This is a genomic window from Mycobacterium montefiorense (genome assembly GCF_025823255.1).
GTDB classification, from domain to species: domain Bacteria; phylum Actinomycetota; class Actinomycetes; order Mycobacteriales; family Mycobacteriaceae; genus Mycobacterium; species Mycobacterium montefiorense.
This window is the reverse complement of the sequence record NZ_JACKVL010000003.1, coordinates 194,707-215,058: the sequence shown is the minus strand read 5'-3', so window position 1 is coordinate 215,058 and position 20,352 is coordinate 194,707. Positions and strand designations below refer to the sequence as shown.

The window sequence follows — 20,352 nt, the reverse complement described above, 5'->3', positions numbered from 1 at the left end:
TGACCATCACCGACAGCGGCTCCTGGATACCTCCGCAGCCCGAGGCCAACCCACATCGCGGTCGCGGCATCACCCTGATGCGAGGACTCATGCACGATGTCACGATCGACCCCGACCCCGACAGGCCGAATTCCGATGATTTCTCAGCGCTGATTCAGCGACGAATCCCTACCGTCGGGCGCAGTGAGCAACACCGGGTTACCTCTCGCGCCGCCAACCCTGTAACCGACATGTGCGGTTACCGTTCTCGGTTCGAAATATGTAACCTGCTAAAGTAGTTACACAAGCACGTCGGATGCGCAGGAGGTAGGACCAAATGATCACCAAACTTCTAGCCGTTGGAGCTATTGGTATCGGTGTCGTGATGGGACAAGCGACCGGTCAGGCCGCTCCCGTCGTCGCGGACCCCGCGTTCAACGACCTCGGCTGCACCTGCCAGACGCCGCCCCCGGTCCCCGGCCAGACCAGCGAAGACCGGATCAATCAGGGTCTGCACGATGCGTTCACCCGGTGACTCATCGCGTGGATCAAGGCTGGCAATGCAGCGACGCCGGCGGCACCGCCCCGGTGACGAAGTAGTGAATTACCGCGTTATCGACGCACTCGTTGCCGCCGAACACCGCGGTGTGCTGGGTTCCGTCGAACGTGATCAGTGGGGCACCTAGCTGACGAGCCAGGCTGACCCCTGCCTGATACGGCGTCGCAGGATCGTGCGTCGTAGACACCACGACGACCTTGCCGAGCGCCTCCGGCGGCGTGGTGTGCGGAGCAGACGTCGCCGGTACCGGCCACAGTGCGCACAGATCGCGAGGGGCGTTGCCGGTGAACTGCCCGTAGCTCAAGAACGGCGCGGCCGCACGGATCTGTTGATCGGCAGCCACCCAGACCGCCGGATCCGTCGGCGCCGGCGCATCGACGCAGCGGATGGCGTTGAACGCGTCCTGATCGTTGTCGTAGTGCCCTTGCTTGTCGCGGCCTTGGTAGTTGTCCGCGAGCAGCAGCAGGTCGCCCGCGTCGGTGCCGCGCTGCAACCCGAGCAGACCGCTCGTCAGATACTTCCAGTGCTGCGGCGTGTAAAGCGCGTTGATGGTGCCGGTGGTGGCGTCGGCGTAACTCAGACCGCGCGGATCCGACGTGCGCCCCGGCTTTGCGACGAGCGGGTCGATCAGCGCGTGGTAGCGGTTGACGAACTGGGCCGGGTCAGTGCCCAACGGGCAGGCCGGCGAGTGGGCACAATCCGTGGCGTAATCGTTGAAAGCTGTTTGAAATCCTGCCGTCTGGCTGATGTTTTCCTGGACCGGGTCGATGGTCGGGTCGATCGCGCCGTCGAGCACCATCGTCCGGACGTGATCGGCGAAGTGTTCCAGGTAGGTGGTGCCCAGCTCGGTGCCATAGCTGTAGCCGAGGTAGTTGAGCTGATCGTCACCCAGCGCCTGACGCACCATGTCCATATCGCGCGCAACGGACGCGGTGCCGGCGTTGGCCAAGAACCCCTTGCCCATCTTGTTCACGCATTCGGCGGCCAATTGCCGGTTGATCTGCTCGATGTGCGCCACACCCGCCGGGCTGTAGTCGACCATCGGTTCGGTTCGGTACGCGTCGAACTCGGCATCGGTGCGACAGCGCAGCGACGGGGTGGAGTGGCCCACGCCCCGCGGGTCGAAGCCGACTAGGTCGAAGCCACGGGCGATGTCGGTGTTCTGCAGGTCCGGGGCTATCCCGGCCACCATGTCGACGGCCGACCCGCCGGGACCGCCCGGGTTGATCAACAGCGACCCGATCCGATGGCCCGTGGCCGGCACCCGGATGACCGCCAACTTCGCTTGTGCCCCAGTGGGATCGTTGTAGTCAATCGGGACCGACACGGTGGTGCACTGTGCGGTGGGGACGTCGCTGCTGTCGGTGAGAATTTGGTTGCAGCTGCCCCAGTTCAGCGTCGACGCCGCGGCCGGCGGCGCCGGGTTCGGGGTCTGACCGGCGCCGGGTTCCGGAGTTGCACCGGCCTTTGGCAGCACCGGTTGCACTGCGAGCAACAGGCCTAACGACAGCAGCGCCGAGCTCAACGATCTCAGACGCGACATGGATGTCAATCGTGGCAGCTTCGAATACCTGGCACGGCGCGAATCGGTCACGCCTTGATCTCGGGCCCGGCGCATCAGCGCGCGGCGGCAGCTAGCATTTGGCGCCGCTCGGCGGCGTGGTGCCGCCGATCAGATATGCCGTGACGTAGTCGTCGACACAGCTGTCGCCCTGGAAGACGACAGTGTGCTGGGTGCCGTCGAAGGTCAGCAGCGAACCGCGCAGCTGGTTCGCTAGATCCACCCCGGCCTTGTACGGCGTCGCCGGGTCATGCGTGGTCGACACCACGACGGTCGGGGCCAGGCCGGGCGCCGAGACGGCATGCGGCTTGCTGGTGGGCGGCACCGGCCAGAACGCGCAGGTGCCCAGCGGCGCGTCATCGGTGAACTTCCCGTAGCTCATGAACGGGGCGATCTCGCGGGAGCGGCGGTCTTCGTCAATCACTTTGGCGCGCTCGGTAATTGGCGGCTGGTCAACGCAGTTGATCGCAACCCGCGCGTCGGTGGCGTTGGTGTAGTGGCCGTGCGGGTCGCGGCGCATATACATGTCGGCCAGGGCGAGCAGGGTGTCGCCATGGTGGTTGACCAGTTCACTGAGGCCGTCGGTGAGGTGATGCCACAGCGTCGGCGAGTACAGCGCCATGATCGTGCCGATGATCGCGTCGCTGTAGCCCAGCCCGCGCGGGTCCCTGGTGGGCACCGGCCTGCCGACCAATTGGTTGTTCGGGTCGACCATCGGGTCGATCAGGCTGTGGTAGACGTCGACGGCTTTGGACGGATCGGTGCCCAGCGGACAGCTCGACTGCTTGGCGCAGTCGGCGGCGTAGTCGTTGAACGCGTCCTGAAATCCCTTGGCCTGACGCAGGTCAGCCTCGATCGGATCGGCGTTGGGGTCAACCGCGCCGTCAAGGATCATCGCCCGCACGTTGTGTGGGAACGCCTCGGCGTAGGCCGCGCCGATCCGGGTGCCATATGAGTAGCCCAGGTAGGTCAGCTTGTCGTCGCCGAGGGCCGCGCGAATGGTGTCCAGATCCTTGGCGACACTAACCGTCCCGACGTTGGCCAGAAAGTCCTTGCCCATCTTGTCCGTGCAGCGGCCGATGAACTGCTTGGTCTCGTCCTCCATGTGGGCAACACCGGCCGGGCTGTAGTCGACGTTCGGCTCGGTGCGCAGCCGGTCGTTGTCGGCGTCGGAGTTACACCAGATCGCCGGCCGCGACGACGCCACACCGCGTGGGTCGAAGCCGACCAAGTCGAACCGCTCGCGGACCCGCTTGGGCAGCGTCTGCACGACGCCCAGGGCGGCTTCGATACCGGATTCGCCGGGCCCGCCGGGGTTGATCACCAGCGAGCCGAGCTTGTCTCCCGTCGCGGGGAAACGAATCATCGCCAGCGTCGCGACGTCGCCGCCCGGATTGTCGTAGTCGACGGGCACGGCGAGCTTGCCGCACATGGCGCCGCCCGGAAGCTTCACCGACCCGCTGGCCACCCGGCACGGTGTCCACTCCACCGGCTGCCCCAATTTGGGCCCCGCCATCAGCGGGTGTCCGACGACAACGCGCACGCAGCCCCCCAGAAGCAGCGCCACGGCAGCGATCGCTGTCGAGACAACAAGCATGCGCGCGAACTTGTCGCGGCGAGTCAGACCCATGCCAACACATGCTGCCAGAGACAACCTGAGACTTGCGTGAGCGGCCACCGCCGACCTGCTGCCGGGTCGCTACCAGTAGTTCTTCCGCGCCGCGCGCGAAATCGAATGGCGCGTCTCACACTGCCGCGACGGTGCAAACGCATAGCAGAGATGGCAAAATAGCGGAAGTCAGACGAACCCGGGGACCTGAATGGCCACGAGGATCGACCCGACCACCTTGAGGGACAATGATGTCTGAGCAGAACGTTTACGGTGCAAACGCGGCGGCGCCCTCGGCGCCCAGGACCAAGATCCGCACCCACCACCTACAAAAGATGAAGGCCGAAGGCCACAAGTGGGCCATGCTCACGGCCTACGACTATTCGACTGCCCGCGTCTTCGACGAGGCCGGTATCCCGGTGTTGCTGGTCGGCGATTCGGCCGCGAACGTCGTGTACGGCTACGACACCACGGTGCCAGTCTCCATCGACGAGCTGATCCCGCTGGTCCGCGGCGTTGTCCGCGGCGCTCCGCACGCCCTGGTCGTCGCGGACCTGCCGTTCGGCAGCTACGAGGCCGGACCCGCCGCCGCGCTGGCCGCCGCCACCCGGTTCATGAAGGAAGGTGGCGCGCACGCCATCAAGCTCGAGGGCGGTGAGCGGGTGGCCGAGCAGATCGCCTGCCTGAGCGCAGCCGGCATCCCGGTGATGGCACACATCGGCTTCACGCCACAAAGTGTCAACAGCCTGGGCGGCTTCAGGGTGCAGGGCCGCGGCGACGCCGCCGAGCAGACCGTGCACGACGCGATCGCCGTCGCCGAAGCCGGCGCGTTCTCCGTCGTCATGGAAATGGTGCCCGCCGAATTGGCCACCCAGATCACCGGCAAGCTGACCATCCCGACCGTCGGAATCGGTGCCGGCCCGGACTGCGACGCGCAGGTCTTGGTCTGGCAGGACATGGCCGGGATGAGCAGTGGCAAGGCGGCGCGATTCGTCAAGCGATTCGCGAACGTCGGCGACGAATTACGCCGGGCCGCTGCCCAATACGCGGAAGAAGTGGCCGGCGGCGTTTTCCCCGCCGACGAACACTGCTTCTGAGTTACTGCATTTGGCACCGATTCTTGAAATCGGTCAGCGGCTGGCGAATCCCTTCGAGGTCGGCGTGCGCCTGCGGGTTGGCATCCATGTACTGCTTGAGCTGATCGCCAATCTCGCTGCGCGGCTGTCCTTTCAAGCTGGTGAAGTAGTCGTTGACGTCCGGATGGCTGAACAAATACACCGACGTCGCCGCGGCGACGCCAGAGGACACCTGAGCGAGATCGGCTGCCGTGCAGTTCGGTGGCGGCGCCGGTTCGGGGTCCGCTGCGGCTGAGCCGACGGCGGTGAACAGCATTGCGGCGCTGATCGCGCCGGCCGCAATTCCGCCGACAACTGCGCGCGAAGTAGCGATTGCGAAAAACACCATCGGTCACTCCTCCATCAGGTATTCGAAAACCCGCACGCAAACCATAAGCGGTTTTGGCGCGGCCCATGCAACAAATCCACTCATGTGGCAAAGGGGCAAAAGCCCGCCCCGGCAGGTACCGGGGTCGATATACTCCACTTCTCTATCCGCCCAGCGCACAGGAGTTGCGAGATGAATTGGCGCCGCTGGATCGGAGCACTGCTGGCAGTGCTGGCGATAACCCCGATTGCCGGAATCGTGGCCGCGACGGGATCTGCCGGGCAGGCCGAGGCCAGCGTGTGCGTCGGCGCGGGCCGACGTGTGTCAGTCAGTGGTTGCGCCAATGTCGCCGACGCGATCCAGCGCTACGTCCCGCCGCCGGCGGATTACGCGCCGATGCCGGAAGACCCTCCACCGCCGCCGCCCCCTCCCCCGTAATCACCCGGTCAGCCAAATCCGTTCTCCCAGGCGGCCGACGGACACGCCGCGCAGAGGTTCGCTACCTGCCGTTCAACCGCGGTGTGGCACCCTATGGATAACCCTTTACGAGCCCTCGTGACCGGCAAATACCGCGGCGATGAACCCCCTACGGAGCCGAATAAAAATGCCAGAACCCTCGCGCCACCTGGAGGTGGAGCGCAAGTTCGACGTCCTCGAATCCACGGTCTCACCGTCGTTTGAAGGCATCGCAGCGGTGGGCCGGGTGGAGAAGTTGCCGACGCAATCGCTGGACGCGATGTACTTCGACACCCAGACACAAGACCTCGCACGAAACAAGATCACACTGCGGCGCCGCACCGGTGGCCACGACGCGGGTTGGCATCTCAAATTGCCGGCCGGCCCCGACGCCCGCACCGAGATCCGCACACCCCTGGGGTCCGCGGACGACGACACCGTCCCCAGTCAGTTGTTGGACGTGGTGCTGGCGATCGTTCGCGACAGGCCGCTCAAACCGGTCGCCCGAATCACCACCCAACGCGAAAGTCAGGTGCTGTACAGCGTCCAGGGCGCACCGTTCGCGGAGTTCAGCAACGACCACGTCCGCGCATGGTCGGCCACCGGCACCGATAGTCCCGACTCGGAGCCCGTCGTGCAGGAGTGGCGCGAGTGGGAATTAGAGCTCGACGAATCACTTGGGGCGCCCGACGCCGAGCTGCTGAACCGGTTGAGTAACCGGCTTCTGGATGCCGGCGGCGAACCCGCCGGCCACGCATCCAAGCTCGCGCGGGTGCTCGGGACGACCTTGCCGTCCAACAGCACCCGGCCACCCGACGACCCGGTGCAGCGCGCGGTGGCCGAACAGATCGACGAGCTGGTGGTGTGGGATCGCGCGGTGCGCGCCGACGTCGACGACTCGGTGCACCAAATGCGGGTCACCACCCGCAAGATCCGCAGCCTGCTGAAGGACGCGCAAGCGTCTTCGCGACTGTCTGAGGACACCCACGCCTGGGTGCTCGACGAACTGCGCGAGCTCGCCGGCGTTTTGGGCGTGGCACGCGACGCCGAGGTGCTCGAGCAGCGTTATGAGCAAGAGCTGGACCGGCTGTCGCCGGAGTTGGTGCGTGGACCGGTACGGGAACGCCTGGTCGAGGGCGCCAAACGCCGCTATCAGGCAGGGTTGCGCCGGTCGTTGATGGCGATGCGGACACAGCGCTACTTCCGGCTGCTCGACGCACTCGATTCGATAGTGGCCCAAAGCCCGGCCACCGCGTCTGGCGAACAACCGGCGCCGGTCACCATCGACGCCGCCTACAAAAAGGTGCGTAAAGCCGCAAAGGCGGCCGCCGAAGCTGAGCAGGCCGCCCTCCAGGATCACGTCGAGCCGTCCGCCGACGAGGACGATCAGGACGACGAAGAGCACGATCGCGACGAGGCGCTGCACGTAATTCGCAAGCGCGCCAAGCGACTTCGTTATACCGCGGCAGCGACCGGCGCGGACGACGTGTCCAAGCAGGCAAAGGCCATCCAGTCGTTGCTCGGCGATCATCAAGACAGCGTGGTCAGCCGTGACCACCTCACTGTGCAGGCCGACGCCGCCTATGCCGCGGGTGAAGACACCTTCACCTACGGTCTGCTCTACCAGCAGGAGTCCGACCTGGCCGAGAGCTGCCGTCAGCAGCTCGACGCGGCCTTGCACAAGCTCGACAAGTCGGTGAAAAAAGCGCGCTGAACCGCGGCGGGGCGGACGAGTTGGCCTGTAAGCCGGATTCTGTTCCCCACCGCCGCGGCGTAAGCAACGGCGGCACGGCGGCGACCATCCATCTGGACACACCGTTGCCGGGTGCCTCAAGCGGCCTACCCGCAGGCTCGGGCGAGCAACCCTCGATCGCCTGCGCGGCCACACCTTTCGGTGCGGCCTTCTTGACCTTGCTCCGGGTGGGGTTTGCCTAGCCACCCCGGTCACCCGGGATGCTGGTGCGCTCTTACCGCACCGTTTCACCCTTACCACCGCGAGGGTGGCGGTTTGTTTTCTGTGGCACTTTCCCGCGAGTCGCCTCGGATTGCTGTTGGCAATCACCCTGCTCTGTGAAGTCCGGACTTTCCTCGACTCGTTGCCGCATGAGCACGAGCCGCGGCCGCCCAGCCAACTCGTCCGCACAAACACGGTACTCGCTGGTCAATCTCCTGGCCAGCGACCACCCCGGGGCCTATTCGACCATTGCCCAATAACAATGTTGGTGTCACGCTGTCGAGATGACCGAAGCCGATGCTTACGTCGACCAGGCGGTGCGGGGCATCGCGGAGCCCCAGCCGATGTACAAGGCGCTGCGCGAGTCGACCCCGGTGTTCCGATCGCCACAGGCCGTCGTGCTCAGCCGCCTGGCCGATATCGAGATGGCGCTCAAACACACCGAACTGTTCTCGTCGAACATGGATGCGGTCGATCTGGGCAACGTTCGACCGCTGATTCCGCTGCAAATCGATCCGCCCGAGCACGCGAAGTACCGCCGCATCCTCGATCCGCTCTTCACTCCGCGCGAGATGGCCCGACGCGAGCCAGTGGTCGCCGAGCTGGTGACCGAGATGATCGACCGCTTCGCCGGCCGGGGCGAATGCGACTTCCACGAGGAATTCGCGGTACCGCTGCCATGCACCGTTTTCCTGCAGTTGCTCGGCCTGCCATTGGCAGACCTCGACCAGTTTCTGCTGTGGAAGGACGGCGTGATCCGCCCCGAGGGCGACTCCGGGTATGACCGGCGCCATGAATCCACGGCACCGGTAGCCCAACAGATTTACGAGTACTTCGACCGCGCCATCGACGACCACATCGCCAGCCCACGTGACGACGTACTGTCGTCGATGATCGCGGCCGAGGTTGCCGGAGAACCATTGTCGCGCGACGAGCTGCTCGACATCTGTTTCCTGTTCCTGATCGCAGGCCTGGACACCGTCACCGACTCACTCGACTGCTTCTTCGTCTACCTGGCGCAACACCCCGACCACCGTCATCAGCTCGTCTCCGAGCCCGACGTCCTGCCGCATGCCATCGAAGAGTTATTGCGCTGGGAGACACCGGTTCCCGGAGTGGTTCGGATCGCCATGCAAGACGTCGAGGTCGGCGGCTGCCCGATCAGCAAGGGCGAACGGGTCAGCCCGCTGCTCGGCGCGGCCAACACCGACCCCGCCGAGTTCCCCGACCCCGAGGTGGTGGATTTCAACCGCAGCCCGAACCGGCACCGCGCGTTCGGCGGCGGGCCACACCGCTGCCTTGGGTCGCATCTAGCCCGGATGGAGCTGCGCGTCGCATTGCGCGAATTCCATCGGCGTATACCGGATTACGAGATCAAGCCCGGCACCGAGCTGACCTACACCGCGGCGCTGAGATCGGTGGAGTCGCTGCCGCTGATCTTCGGAGTGCCCTCATGACTCACGTGGAGGTCGACGCCGACCTGTGCACCGGCCACGGACGCTGCTACAGCCTGGCGCCCGACGTGTTCGACGCCGACGAAGTCGGCCACTCCGTGGTGCTCGTCGAGGACGTCTCGGGTGAGCTCGAAACGGAGGCCGTTGCCGGGCAGCGAAACTGCCCGGAGCAGGCAATCACGCTGTCGCGCTGAATAGCTCAGCTGACTGCCCCGCCAAGGCGACGGCGGAATTTGGGCGCCTATTTGCGGGCGATCGCGTGCCATGCCATGTCGGCGATGGCCGCGGAGTAGTCGTCGTCGATGCGAGCATCCGAGTACAGCGCGCGAATGTTGATCGGCGCCAACACAATCTGCACGGCGGCCAACGTGCTTACCCCGTCCCGCAATTCCCCGCGGTCCCTGGCACGGTCTATCAGCCTGCGGACTACGGCGAAGCGTGCCCTCCAGAACATCATTCGGGTCTCTTCGTCGTGACGCCCACCGTGCCCCATCACCAGCGCGCGCAGGAAGGTGCGGCCGATCTCGGTGTTGATGCGTGCGGTGACATTCTGGGCCAATGCCTCCAGGTCTCCGCGCAACGAGCCGGTGTTTGTTGCCACATCCCAGGACTCGAGGTCGGCCAGCGCCGCGTCGACGATCAGCCGTTGACGATCGCCCCAGTGGCGGTAAATCATCCCGGCGTCAAGGTGGTGGCGCTCGGCCAGGGCCTCGACACTGAAGCGTTCGACGCCCCAGCGGGCCAACTCGTCGAGCACCGCGGGCATTACCTGCGCCCGGACATCCGCCGGAACGGCGTCCGGCGATTCGTCGGGTTGTTGATCCGGCGGCATCTGTGGCTCCTAGCGGCTAAAGATAGCCTGTCTGATTCACGAGTCGCACCGAAGAGGCCCCGTCCGAATAGAACTCAGCAATACTCAAGGATGCCAGGTCGAGATGCATTCGGTACAGGATTTCGGGCCCGGCATCCAACGCGAGTCGTAACAACATCTTGATCGGCGTGACATGCGATACGACGAGCACGGTGGCGCCCTGATAGCTGGCGATGATCCGTTCCCGCGCCCGGCACACCCGCTCGAGCGCGGCATCGAAACTCTCGCCACCCGGCGGCTCCGTGGCGGTATCGCGCAGCCAGCGCGTATGTAGTTCGGGATCGCGTTCGGCGGCCTCGGCGAACGTCAGCCCCTCCCAGCCACCGAAATCGGTCTCGATCAAGTCGTCGTCCACGGTCACGTCCAGGCCCAGTGCCTTGGCCGCCGCCGTCGCGGTGTCGTAGGCGCGTTGCAGTGGCGAGGCGACCACCGCGGCGATGCCGCCACGCTCGGCCAGATACCGCGCCGCGGCTTGCGCCTGCTGATGTCCCAGGTCCGTGAGCTCCGGGTTGCCGCGCCCGGAGTAGCGGCGCTGCACCGACAGCGCAGTTTGCCCATGGCGCAGCAACAGCATCCTGGTCGGGACGCCGCGGGCACCGGTCCAGCCGGGCGACGAGGTCTGCGCCGCAGCGCTTTTGGTGGCCTCGGCTTTCGCGGGTTTGGCAACCACAGGCTCAGAATCGTCGGCAGCGACCTCGGCTGCGGCGTCCATCGCCTCGTTGGCCAGCCGATCGGCGTGCTTGTTGCGGGCACGCGGCATCCACGTGTAGCGGATCCAGTCGAACCGCGCCGCCAGCTTTCGGGCCTGAGCGTGTAACTCAATGAGGTCGGGATGCTTGACTTTCCACCGCCCGGACATCTGCTCCACCACCAACTTGGAGTCCATGTAGACATCGGCTTCACTGGCACCCAGCCGCACGGCGTCTTCCAAACCGGCTATCAGCCCACGATATTCGGCGACATTGTTGGTCGCCCGGCCGATGGCCTGCTTACTTTCGGCCAGCACCGTCGCGCGGTCCTCGGCGTGCACCACCGCGCCGTATCCGGCCGGCCCCGGATTACCGCGAGACCCGCCATCGGCTTCAATCACTACCTTCACCGCGCGGGCCCCTTGACGCGCAACAAGATCGCCCCGCATTCCGGGCAACGCACCACGTCGTCGTCGGCGGCCACCGAGATGCGTGCCAGTTCACCCCGATCGATCTCGATCCGGCAGGCCCCGCACCGGTGCCCCAGCAGCGGCCCGGCACCCGGTCCTCCGCCGGCGCGTTGTCGTTCGTAAAGGGCAGATAGAACGGGGTCCAGTGCCGCGACCAACTTGTCACGCCGCGACGCGTGGTCCTCACGTGTCTCATCGATTTCGGCCATAGCGGCGTCGAGGGCCTGCTGCGCGCCGGCCAGGTCGGACTGCAGCGTTTCGATGACACCCTGCTCGGTGGTCCGCTGGCCCTGCAACTCCTCACGGCGTTCCATGACTTCCAGCAGCGAATCTTCCAGGCTGCTCTGACGGCGGACCAGAGTTTCCAGCTCGTGCTGCAGATCCGTCAACTGCTTGGCATCGGTTGCCCCCGACGTGAGCAACGACCGGTCGCGGTCTTCGCGCTGACGCACCGACGCGATCTCCGACTCGTACCGAGACACCTGCGCGTCCAAGTCCTCCAATGCGATTCCCACCGTGCCCAGCCGGTCGTTGGCGGCGTCGTGTTCAGCACGCATCCGCTCAATGGCCTCGCGCTGCGGCAAGCGATTCGCCCGGTGTGCGATCCGGGACAGCTCGGCGTCGAGCTCGGACAACTCTAACAGCGAAAGTTGCTGTGCTACTTCTGCTTTCATGATTGATCTCCACATGTCTGGTGGCCTGGGTGCCCCATGTTCCAAGGGTCGGTGCGCATGGTGGATACCCGCACCGGCAGCGCCTCGCCGAAGCGGGACCGCAGCACCTCGGCGGCTTGTGCGCACCAAGGGAATTCGCTGGCCCAGTGCGCGACGTCGATCAGCGAAACCTGCGAGGCCCGGCGATGCTCATCGGCGGGGTGATGGCGCAGGTCGGCTGTCAGGTAGACCTGCACATCGGCGCGGGCCGCAAGGCTCAGCAGCGAATCCCCCGCGCCCCCGCAGACCGCGACCCGCGACACCACGCTGTCGGGGTCGCCGGAGGCCCGCACGCCAGCGGATGTCTGCGGCAACGCGGCGCTAACGCGCGAGACGAAGGTGCGCAACGATTCGGGCTGGGACAGCGTGCCGATGCGGCCCAACCCGGCGTCGCCGGGCAACGGCACCAGAGCGAAGACGTCGAACGCGGGCTCTTCATACGGGTGTGCGGCGCGCATCGCCGCCAGCACCGCTGCCCGGACCCGCGTGGGTGCGATGACCTCGACCCGGTCCTCGTCCACGCGCTCGACGGTGCCGACGGTGCCCACCGCGGGTGTCGCCCCGTCGTGCGGCAGGAACTGCCCGATACCGCTGACGCTCCAGCTGCAGTGCGAGTAGTCGCCGATCTGGCCGGCGCCGGCCTCAAACATGGCCGCCTGCACCGCTTCTGTGTTTTTCCGCGGCACGTAGATGACCCACTTGTCGAGATCGGCCGTGTCCGACAGCGGTTCGAGCACCGCTTCGACGGTGAGGCCGAGGGCGTGCGCCAGGGCGTCGGAGACGCCGGGTGATGCCGAATCGGCATTGGTGTGCGCGGTGAACAGCGAACGCCCATTTCGGATCAACCGATGCACAAGCGCGCCCTTGGGCGTGCTGGCCGCAACCGTATCAACCCCGCGCAGCAACAGCGGGTGATGAGCCAGCAGTAAGCCCGCTTCGGGGACTTCGTCGACGACCGCCGGTGTGGCGTCAACGGCGACCGTGACCGACTCCACCATGTCGTCGGGGTCACCGCACACCAGTCCGACCGAATCCCACGCTTGGGCAAGCCGAGGCGGGTAAGCCTCATCCAGCACTTGGATCACGTCGGATAGCCGTGCACTCACCGCTGCCTCCCGCTGTTCGAGACGGGCATGGACTCCGAGATCGCTTGGACCAGCAGCGGCCATTCCGGGCGTACCGCGGCCCGCAGATACCGCTCGTCCAGACCGACGAAGGTGTCACACCGGCGCACCGCAATCCCTTTGTCGTGCAGACTCTTTCGTATCTGAACGGCATCGGGGCAACGGAACAGCACAAACGGGGCCTGGCCGGCGGCCACGTCGGCGCCCACCGACATCAGACCGGCCACCATCTCGGTGCGCAGTTGAGCCAGCCGCACCGCGTCGGCTTGGGCGTCGGCGACCGCGTCAGCGGCAGAGCAGGCGACGATGGCCGTCAACTGCAGCGTGCCCACCGGCCAGTGCGCGCGCGCAGCGGTCAACCGCGCCAACACCTCTGGCGCGCCAAGGGCGTAGCCCACCCGCAAACCGGCTAGCGCCCAGGTCTTGGTCAGGCTGCGTAGCACCAACACGTCAGGCAACGAGTCAGCGGCGAGCGACTGCAGCTCGCCGGGAGCCGAATCGGCGAAAGCCTCGTCGACCACCAGGATCCGCCCGGGCCGGCGCAACGCGAGAAGCTGCTCGCGGCGGTGCAGCACCGAGGTGGGGTTGGTCGGATTGCCCACCACCACGAGGTCGGCATCGTCGGGGACCATCCCAGCCTGCAAAGCGCCGTCGAGGACGAAGGGCGGCTCGAGGACGACGTGATGCACCGGCACTCCGGCCGCGCTCAGCGCGACGGCCGGCTCGGTGAACGAGGGCGCGATGACCGCCGCTCGCCGAGGCCGCAGGCTGGGCAGCAAGGCGAACCCCTCCGCGGCCCCGGCCAGCGGCAGTACCTCGTCGCGATCCCGCCCGTGCCGCTGCGCGACCGCGCCTTGCGCCCGGTGCAGGTCTTCGACGCTGGGGTAGCGCGCCAGGTCCGGCAACCGCGCGGCCAGCTGTTCGATCAGCCATTGCGGCGGCTGCGCATGACGGACGTTGACCGCGAAATCCAGCATTCCCGGCGCGGCGGCCTGATCACCGTGATACCGCGCCGTCACCAGCGGGCTCGGGTCCGGACTCGCCATTCGAGAAACACTAGTGCGCCGCCGAACAGCGGATCATCGGGCAGGCGGCGACTACGGCTGCTTGTCGATTTTGCCGGCGAGTTGTCGCGCACCGTCAGAGCCCGCTGAAAGCTGATGGTCATCGCATCGGGCTGGCCATTCATGCTGAGAATCGTCGTCGGTGTGACGCTCAAGATTCCGTTGACATTGCCTGAAGAAAGCCAGCCCGCTGCGGCGCCATCACCCCGTAACCGACAATGGTGAGGTGACAGGCACAGCCTCGCAGGCTCAGCTGGTGATCTTCGATCTCGACGGCACCCTGACCGATTCCGCGGAAGGGATCGTGACCAGCTTCCTGCATGCACTGAGCCACGTCGGTGCGCCGGTGCCCGAGGGCGATCTGGCCGCCTGGATCGTCGGCCCGCCGATGGACGAAACGTTCCAGACGATGGGCCTTGGCGAGGATGCCGACGCGGCGTTCCTGGCATTCCGAGCCGAGTACGGCGCCCGGGGCTGGGCGATCAACAGCCTGTTCGACGGGATCGAGACTCTGCGGGCTGCCGGGGTGCGGCTGGCTGTGGCCACCTCCAAGCTGGAACCGACGGCCCGTCGCATCCTCGCCCACTTCGATCTCGACCAGTATTTCGAGGTCATCGCCGGCGCATGCCCGGACGGGTCGCGCAGCAGCAAGGAGGAGGTGTTGGCCCACGCACTTTCTCAGCTGCAGCCGCTACCCGAGCGCGTGCTGATGGTTGGCGACCGCAGCCACGACGTCGATGGCGCGGCCGCGCACGGCATCGACACCGTCGTCGTCGGCTGGGGCTACGGCAAGGCCGATTTCGCCGAGGGCTTCGCCGCGACCGGCGTGACACATGCCGCGACCATCTCCGAGCTGCGGAGGGCGCTGGGTGTCTGAGTCGAATCCTTTGCACGTCACCTTCGTCTGCAGCGGCAACATCTGCCGCTCTCCGATGGCTGAGAAAATGTTCGCCGACCAGCTGCGGCAACGCGGGCTTGCCGACGCGGTACGCGTGACCAGTGCGGGCACCGGCAACTGGCATGTCGGCAGCGGCGCCGACCAACGGGCGGCCAAGGTTTTGCGTGCCCACGGCTATTCCACCGACCACCGCGCCGCGCAGGTAGACGACGACCACCTGGGCGCCGACCTGGTAGTGGCCCTGGGCCGCAACCACCTTCGGATGTTGCAGCAGCTCGGTGTCGACACCGACCGGATCAGGATGCTGCGCTCGTTCGACCCCCGCTCGGGCGCCCATGCCCTCGACGTCGAGGATCCGTACTACGGCAACCACGCCGACTTCGAAGAGGTTCTGACCGTCATCGAGGCCGCGTTGCCGGGCCTGCACGACTGGGTCGACGAACAACTAGCGCAAAACGGGCACGGTTGATGCCACGTTTCCTGGCAAGGCTGGCGTTCCTGCTACGACCAGGCTGGATAGCGTTGATCCTGGTGGTCATCGCCTTCACCTACCTGTGTTTCATGGTGCTCGCGCCGTGGCAGCTGGGAAAGAACACCCGCACGTCACGGGAGAACCACCAGATCGAGAGCTCCCTCAATACCGCGCCCGTTTCGTTGAAAACCTTGTTGCCGCAGCAGGATTCGTCGGCGCCGGCCGCGCAGTGGCGCCGGGTTACCGCAACCGGGCACTACCTGCCCGACGTTGCGGTGCTGGCCCGCCTGCGCGTCGTCGAGGGAGATCAGGCTTTCGAGGTGCTGGTCCCGTTTGTCGTCGACGACGGGCCGACCGTGCTCGTCGACCGTGGCTACGTGCGTCCCGAGCCCGGCTCACACGTCCCGCCGATCCCCCGCCCGCCGCAAGACACGGTGACCATCACGGCACGGCTGCGAGACTCCGAGCCGGAGCTTGCGGACAAGGAGCCGTTCTCCAGAGACGGTGTGCAACAGGTGTACTCGATCAGCACCCAACAGGTGTCGGTGCTGACCAAAATCCCCCTGGCCGGGTCCTATCTGCAACTGGTCGAAGACCAGCCCGGCGGGCTCGGCGTGATCGGTGTGCCGCATCTCGACGCGGGGCCGTTCCTGTCTTACGGCATTCAGTGGATTTCGTTCGGCATCCTGGCGCCGATCGGGCTGGGCTATTTCGCCTACTCCGAGATCCGGATCCGGCGCCAAGAAAAGCAAGCGAAGGCCACCGAAGCCCCGATGACCGTCGAGGAGAAACTCGCCGACCGCTACGGCCGCCGGCGGTGAGTGTGCGCTGAAGGCGCCCTAGCCGCACAATCACCGCCGCCAATGCACAACCGATAACGCGGTGAGCGACAAGGCGGCCGCCAGCTGCACAATCCGCGACAGCCCCACCGCGCGGCGCAAATCGGCCGCGGTGGGCTCTCGCCCGACGCCGAGGGTGGGCCGAATCTGCAGCTCGTGGTGGTATTGGGTGGGCCCGCCCAGCCGCACGCCCAGCGCCCCGGCGAAGGCCGCCTCGACAACCCCGGCGTTGGGACTGGGATGACGGATCGCGTCGCGACGCCAGGCACCGACCGCACCTGCCGGCGATCCGCCGACGAGCGGCGCGCATAACACCACCAGCGTCGCGGTCACCCGGGCGGCCAAGTAGTTGGCCAGGTCGTCCAATCGTGCTGCGGCCCAACCGAATCGAATGTAACGCGGCGAGCGGTGGCCGATCATCGCGTCCAGGGTGTTGACGGCGCGGTAGACGAGCACGGCGGGCACCCCGCCCGCGGTCGCCCACAACAGCGGCGCCACCTGGGCGTCGGAGGTGTTCTCGGCGACGGATTCCAGCGCCGCCCGGGTCAGCCCCCCGCCGTCCAGCAGGGCCGGATCGCGTCCACACAACGACGGCAGCAGTCGTCGTGCGGCCGCGATGTCGTTGCGGTCAAGCAGCTGCGCCATGTCCAGACCGGTACGCGCCAGTGACGTTCCACCCAGCGCGACCCAGGTGGCAGCGGCGGTCGCGGCGATCGACCAGACCGGGTTCCTGCGCGTGGCGGCCTGCTGCACAGCAGTTCCGAGTAGCCCCACCGTGCCGACAGCCAGGCCCACGTGCAGCACGCCGGCGATCTTGGCGTCGCGGTAGGTGAATTGCTCCAGCTTGGCGGCGGCTTCGCCGAATACCGCGACGGGGTGCCCGCGTTTGGGGTCGCTCAGCGTGAGGTCGGTCAGGCAACCGACCAGCACGCCGACGATCCGGGTCCGCCTCGCTAGCACTTCGGCAGCGTCTCACACGCGCCGCTCTCCGAAGGAACTGACGTCTGGGCCGTCGACCATCACCGTGTGACGTGGTCTACTCGGTTACATGAAGCCCGTCACCCGGGTCGCTGACCTGCTCAACGCGGCGGCGCCGCTGCTGCCCGCGGCAAACGTGATCATGCAGCTGTCCTTGCCGGGCGTCGGTTACGGCGTGCTGGAAAGCCCGGTGGATAGCGGCAACGTCTACAAGCATCCGTTCAAGCGGGCCCGCACCACCGGCACCTACCTCGCGGTCGCTACCATCGGGACCGAATCCGACCGGGCGCTGATCCGCGCCGCGGTCGACACCGCCCACCGCCAGGTGCGGTCGATGCCGACCAGCCCGGTCTCCTACAACGCCTTCGACCCCAAGTTGCAGTTATGGGTCGCTGCGTGCCTGTATCGCTACTTCGTCGACCAGCACGAGTTTCTGCATGGCCCGCTCGATGACGCCAGCGCCGACGCGGTGTATCAGGACGCCAAGCGGCTGGGCACCACGCTGCAGGTGCCGGACCGGCTGTGGCCGCCGGACCGGGTGGCGTTCGACGAGTACTGGAAGCGCTCACTCGACGAGCTGCGCATCGACCCGCCGGTGCGCGAGCATTTGCGCGGTGTGGCCGCAATGGCGTTTTTGCCGTGGCCGCTACGAGCGTTGGCGGGTCCGTTAAACCTGTTCGCGACGACGGGGTTCTTGGCCCCGGAATTTCGCTCGCTGATGCAGCTGGACTGGTCGGAGCGTCAGCAGCGCCGGTTCGAGTGGCTGGTGTCGGCGCTGCAGCTGGCCGATCTGTTCATTCCGCATCGCGTCTGGATCTTCGGCTATCAGCTTTACCTGTGGGACATGCGATCTCGCGCGCGCCGCGGCCGGCGGATCGTCTAGATGGGACAGGGCCGGCTGGCCGGCAAGGTCGCCATCATCACCGGTGCCGGCTCCGGTATCGGGTGGGCAGCGGCCAGCCGATTCGCCGACGAAGGGGCCCGCGTCGTCTGCGCCGACATCAGCGGGCACGAGCATGAGATCTCCGACCGGCTCGGCGATGTCGCGGTGCCGGTGCGCGTCGACGTCACCGACACCGACGATGTCCGGCGCATGGTCGCTACCGCCGTCGACCGGTTCGGTCGCCTCGATGTGTTGCTGAACAATGCCGGATTCGGTGGGCCGCACGCGGCGTTGGCCGACACCGACGAAGCGTTGTTCGACAAGATCCTGGCGATCAATCTCAAAGGCGTATTCCTCGGCATGAAATACGCGATCCCCGCCATGCTCGACAACGGAGGTGGTGCAATCGTCAACACCGCCTCGGCGTCCGGACTCGTCGGCTGGAAAGGGCTGTCCTGCTACGCCGCGGCCAAAGCCGCCGTGGTGCAGCTGACGAAATCCGCGGCGCTGGACTACGCCAAGACAAACGTGCGCATCAACGCGATCTGCCCCGGCATGACCTACACCGGCCTGGCCGGGGCAAAGCCCGACGACGAAGTACCGCCGGGTGGCTATCTGCCGACACCGATGGGCCGCTGGGGCGAGCCCGCGGAACTGGCCGCCGCCGCATTGTTTCTCGCCAGCGACGAAGCCTCGTTCGTCACCGGCGCTGCGCTGGCTGTCGACGGCGGATACTCGGCCAGCGGCCCAATGCTGGGCCCCGCCCGTAAAGTCAAATCATGACCTTCCCTGCCCTCAACCACGTCGCGGTCACGGTGCGTGACATCAGCGTCAGCGGCCCCTGGTACCGCAACCTGCTCGGCACCGATCCCATGCTCGACGAACACACCAACGGCGGATTCCGTCATCAGGTGTGGATGCTCGAGGGTGGCAAGGTGTTCGGCATCCATCAGCACGATCACGAGGCGCCCGACGAGAAGTTCAGCGAGCATCGCGTCGGCCTGGATCACGTGGGATTCGGCTGCGCCAGCCGCGACGAGCTGCAGAGCTGGGTCGACCGGCTCGCCGAACTGGGCATCCCGAACGGCGGCATCGTGGACGAGCCTTACGGCTCCGGGTTGAGCTTTCGCGACCCCGACGGCATCGCGCTGGAGTTCTTCGCGCCGCCGGGGTCTTAGCGCACTGTCGCAAAAAACGCGCGCAGGTCCTCGATGAACAACTCGGGTTGTTCGAACGCCGCGAAGTGACCACCGCGCGGCATGTCGGTCCAGTGCGTGATGTTGTAGTTCGGCTCGCACCACTTCCGCGGTGACTTCAGCAGCTCACCGGGGAAAGCGGCTACGCCGGTGGGCAATTCGACGCGACTGCCGCCCCGCCAGACCCGGAAGCTCTCCCAGTACAGGCGGGCGGACGACGCGGCGGTGTCGGTTACCCAATACACCATCACGTTGTCGAGGAGCTCGTCTCTGCTGACCGCGTTCTCGGGGTGCCCGTCGCAATCGGCCCAGTCCCAGAACTTCTCGACGATCCAGGCCAGCTGTCCGACCGGGGAGTCGGCCAGACCGTAGCCCAGCGTCTGGGGCCGGGTGGACTGCTGCTTGGAATAGCCGGTGCCCCACTTGCGGTGGTTAGCCAGGGCGGCCTTCTCGTCGTCGGTCGGGTTCTCGAGATTGCCCGGTGCGCCGATCGGCATATTCAGATGGATGGCCGCGCAGTGGCCGCCGTTTCGGCCGATCTGCGTGGTGACCGCCGCACCCCAGTCGCCGCCCTGGGCGCCGTAGCGGTGGTAGCCCAGGCCAACCATCAGCTGCTCCCACGCCTCGGCGATCTTTTCCACGCCCCAGCCGGTGCGAGTGGGCTTGCCGGAAAAGCCATATCCGGGCAGCGACGGGCACACGACGTGAAAAGCGTCTGCTGCGCGCCCCGAGGCCGGGTTGGTCAGCGGCTCAATCACCTTGTGGAACTCCACAATTGAGCCCGGCCAGCCGTGCGTGATCACCAGCGGGAAAGCGTTCTCGTGCGGGGATCGCTGGTGAATGAAATGAATGTCCAGCCCGTCGATGTCGGTGATGAACTGGTCGAAGCGGTTGAGGGCGGCTTCCCTGGATCGCCAGTCGTATTGGTTGGCCCAATAGTCGGCCAGTTCACGGGTGTAGGCCAGCGGCATGCCCTGGCTCCAGTCGTCCACACATTCGGCTTCCGGCCATCGAGTGCGCGCTAAGCGCGACCGCAGATCATCGAGTACGTCGTCGGGAACGTCGATTCGAAACGGCTTCACGCATTCATAGTGCCGCCGCGGGTGAACCCGCCGACAGCCGCCCCGTCCGCGATTGCAC

The 20,352-nt window shown here is 66.5% G+C and carries 22 protein-coding genes and 1 other RNA gene; 12 read left to right on the top strand and 11 right to left on the bottom strand.

Features of this window, described 5'->3' with window-relative positions; translation table 11 throughout:
- Positions 1-316: 316 nt before the first annotated feature.
- Entirely contained in the window at positions 317-514 is a 198-nt protein-coding gene (locus H7K34_RS01810) for a hypothetical protein (protein ID WP_108921430.1), read from the top strand.
- Between the two features lie 13 nt (positions 515-527).
- Here the strand turns inward: H7K34_RS01810 and H7K34_RS01805 are convergent, their stop codons facing one another.
- Positions 528-2,081 carry an alpha/beta hydrolase gene (locus tag H7K34_RS01805; RefSeq protein WP_372510664.1) on the bottom strand — a complete coding sequence of 518 codons (1,554 nt, stop codon included), beginning with the start codon at positions 2,079-2,081 and terminating at the stop codon, positions 528-530.
- A gap of 91 nt (positions 2,082-2,172) precedes the next feature.
- Complete coding sequence (locus H7K34_RS01800) at positions 2,173-3,729, bottom strand: alpha/beta hydrolase (RefSeq protein ID WP_264059216.1); 1,557 nt, start codon at positions 3,727-3,729, stop codon at positions 2,173-2,175.
- Between the two features lie 230 nt (positions 3,730-3,959).
- Between H7K34_RS01800 and panB the strand changes: the two genes are divergently transcribed.
- Complete coding sequence (panB, locus tag H7K34_RS01795) at positions 3,960-4,805, top strand: 3-methyl-2-oxobutanoate hydroxymethyltransferase (RefSeq protein ID WP_108921613.1); 846 nt, start codon at positions 3,960-3,962, stop codon at positions 4,803-4,805.
- Position 4,806: 1 nt separating this feature from the next.
- On the opposite strand, the gene H7K34_RS01790 is transcribed toward panB, so the two are convergent.
- Positions 4,807-5,172: a heme-binding protein gene (locus tag H7K34_RS01790; RefSeq protein WP_108921432.1), complete on the bottom strand. Its 366-nt coding sequence runs from the start codon at positions 5,170-5,172 to the stop codon at positions 4,807-4,809.
- A gap of 171 nt (positions 5,173-5,343) precedes the next feature.
- Here H7K34_RS01790 and H7K34_RS01785 point away from each other — a divergent pair, with 171 nt between their 5' ends.
- A complete protein-coding gene (locus H7K34_RS01785; protein ID WP_264059208.1) occupies positions 5,344-5,589 on the top strand; it encodes a hypothetical protein in 246 nt (81 codons plus the stop codon).
- Between the two features lie 166 nt (positions 5,590-5,755).
- Positions 5,756-7,321, top strand: a complete 1,566-nt coding sequence (locus H7K34_RS01780; RefSeq protein ID WP_372510663.1) for a CYTH and CHAD domain-containing protein — start codon at positions 5,756-5,758, stop codon at positions 7,319-7,321.
- Positions 7,322-7,333: 12 nt separating this feature from the next.
- On the opposite strand, the gene rnpB is transcribed toward H7K34_RS01780, so the two are convergent.
- Positions 7,334-7,743: RNase P RNA component class A (gene rnpB, locus H7K34_RS01775), an RNA gene on the bottom strand.
- Between the two features lie 102 nt (positions 7,744-7,845).
- Between rnpB and H7K34_RS01770 the strand changes: the two genes are divergently transcribed.
- Positions 7,846-9,018, top strand: coding sequence for a cytochrome P450 (locus tag H7K34_RS01770; protein WP_264059197.1), 1,173 nt, complete (start codon positions 7,846-7,848; stop codon positions 9,016-9,018).
- Entirely contained in the window at positions 9,015-9,209 is a 195-nt protein-coding gene (locus H7K34_RS01765) for a ferredoxin (protein ID WP_108921436.1), read from the top strand. Before H7K34_RS01770 ends, H7K34_RS01765 begins: the two co-directional genes overlap by 4 nt.
- A gap of 47 nt (positions 9,210-9,256) precedes the next feature.
- Here H7K34_RS01765 and H7K34_RS01760 read toward each other — a convergent pair whose 3' ends face one another.
- From H7K34_RS01760 to cobC, 5 genes are read right to left on the bottom strand one after another with little or no spacing between them, the layout of a single operon-like run.
- A complete protein-coding gene (locus H7K34_RS01760; protein ID WP_108921437.1) occupies positions 9,257-9,847 on the bottom strand; it encodes a TetR-like C-terminal domain-containing protein in 591 nt (196 codons plus the stop codon).
- 16 nt (positions 9,848-9,863) lie between these two features.
- Positions 9,864-10,985: a bifunctional RNase H/acid phosphatase gene (locus H7K34_RS01755; RefSeq protein WP_264059194.1), complete on the bottom strand. Its 1,122-nt coding sequence runs from the start codon at positions 10,983-10,985 to the stop codon at positions 9,864-9,866.
- Positions 10,982-11,719 carry a zinc ribbon domain-containing protein gene (locus H7K34_RS01750; protein ID WP_264059192.1) on the bottom strand — a complete coding sequence of 246 codons (738 nt, stop codon included), beginning with the start codon at positions 11,717-11,719 and terminating at the stop codon, positions 10,982-10,984. The genes H7K34_RS01755 and H7K34_RS01750 overlap by 4 nt, the downstream gene beginning before the upstream one ends.
- Complete coding sequence (locus tag H7K34_RS01745; RefSeq protein ID WP_264059190.1) at positions 11,716-12,864, bottom strand: Nif3-like dinuclear metal center hexameric protein; 1,149 nt, start codon at positions 12,862-12,864, stop codon at positions 11,716-11,718. Before H7K34_RS01745 ends, H7K34_RS01750 begins: the two co-directional genes overlap by 4 nt.
- On the bottom strand, positions 12,861-13,928 hold the full coding sequence (cobC, locus tag H7K34_RS01740) for an Rv2231c family pyridoxal phosphate-dependent protein CobC (protein ID WP_264059188.1): 1,068 nt from the start codon (positions 13,926-13,928) through the stop codon (positions 12,861-12,863). The genes H7K34_RS01745 and cobC overlap by 4 nt, the downstream gene beginning before the upstream one ends.
- Before the next feature lie 274 nt (positions 13,929-14,202).
- On the opposite strand from cobC, the gene H7K34_RS01735 reads away from it, so the two are divergent.
- The 3 genes from H7K34_RS01735 to H7K34_RS01725 are packed head-to-tail and all read left to right on the top strand — an operon-like array spanning position 14,203 to position 16,137.
- On the top strand, positions 14,203-14,823 hold the full coding sequence (locus tag H7K34_RS01735; RefSeq protein WP_272896372.1) for an HAD-IA family hydrolase: 621 nt from the start codon (positions 14,203-14,205) through the stop codon (positions 14,821-14,823).
- On the top strand, positions 14,780-15,313 hold the full coding sequence (locus tag H7K34_RS01730; protein WP_108921442.1) for a low molecular weight protein-tyrosine-phosphatase: 534 nt from the start codon (positions 14,780-14,782) through the stop codon (positions 15,311-15,313). The genes H7K34_RS01735 and H7K34_RS01730 overlap by 44 nt, the downstream gene beginning before the upstream one ends.
- 11 nt (positions 15,314-15,324) lie before the next feature.
- A complete protein-coding gene (locus H7K34_RS01725) occupies positions 15,325-16,137 on the top strand; it encodes an SURF1 family cytochrome oxidase biogenesis protein (protein ID WP_264059251.1) in 813 nt (270 codons plus the stop codon).
- A gap of 30 nt (positions 16,138-16,167) precedes the next feature.
- Here H7K34_RS01725 and H7K34_RS01720 read toward each other — a convergent pair whose 3' ends face one another.
- Complete coding sequence (locus H7K34_RS01720) at positions 16,168-17,115, bottom strand: cobalamin biosynthesis protein (protein ID WP_264059180.1); 948 nt, start codon at positions 17,113-17,115, stop codon at positions 16,168-16,170.
- Positions 17,116-17,203: 88 nt separating this feature from the next.
- On the opposite strand from H7K34_RS01720, the gene H7K34_RS01715 reads away from it, so the two are divergent.
- The 3 genes from H7K34_RS01715 to H7K34_RS01705 are packed head-to-tail and all read left to right on the top strand — an operon-like array spanning position 17,204 to position 19,194.
- Positions 17,204-18,016: an oxygenase MpaB family protein gene (locus H7K34_RS01715; RefSeq protein WP_264059174.1), complete on the top strand. Its 813-nt coding sequence runs from the start codon at positions 17,204-17,206 to the stop codon at positions 18,014-18,016.
- Positions 18,017-18,799: an SDR family NAD(P)-dependent oxidoreductase gene (locus H7K34_RS01710; RefSeq protein ID WP_264059162.1), complete on the top strand. Its 783-nt coding sequence runs from the start codon at positions 18,017-18,019 to the stop codon at positions 18,797-18,799. It abuts the gene before it with no gap.
- The gene (locus tag H7K34_RS01705) at positions 18,796-19,194 is read left to right on the top strand and encodes a VOC family protein (RefSeq protein WP_264059160.1); all 399 of its coding nucleotides are present in this window, start codon (positions 18,796-18,798) and stop codon (positions 19,192-19,194) included. The genes H7K34_RS01710 and H7K34_RS01705 overlap by 4 nt, the downstream gene beginning before the upstream one ends.
- Here H7K34_RS01705 and H7K34_RS01700 read toward each other — a convergent pair.
- Positions 19,191-20,294, bottom strand: coding sequence for an epoxide hydrolase family protein (locus tag H7K34_RS01700; RefSeq protein ID WP_264059154.1), 1,104 nt, complete (start codon positions 20,292-20,294; stop codon positions 19,191-19,193). The two genes, H7K34_RS01705 and H7K34_RS01700, sit on opposite strands and share 4 nt — an antisense overlap.
- Positions 20,295-20,352 lie beyond the last annotated feature (58 nt).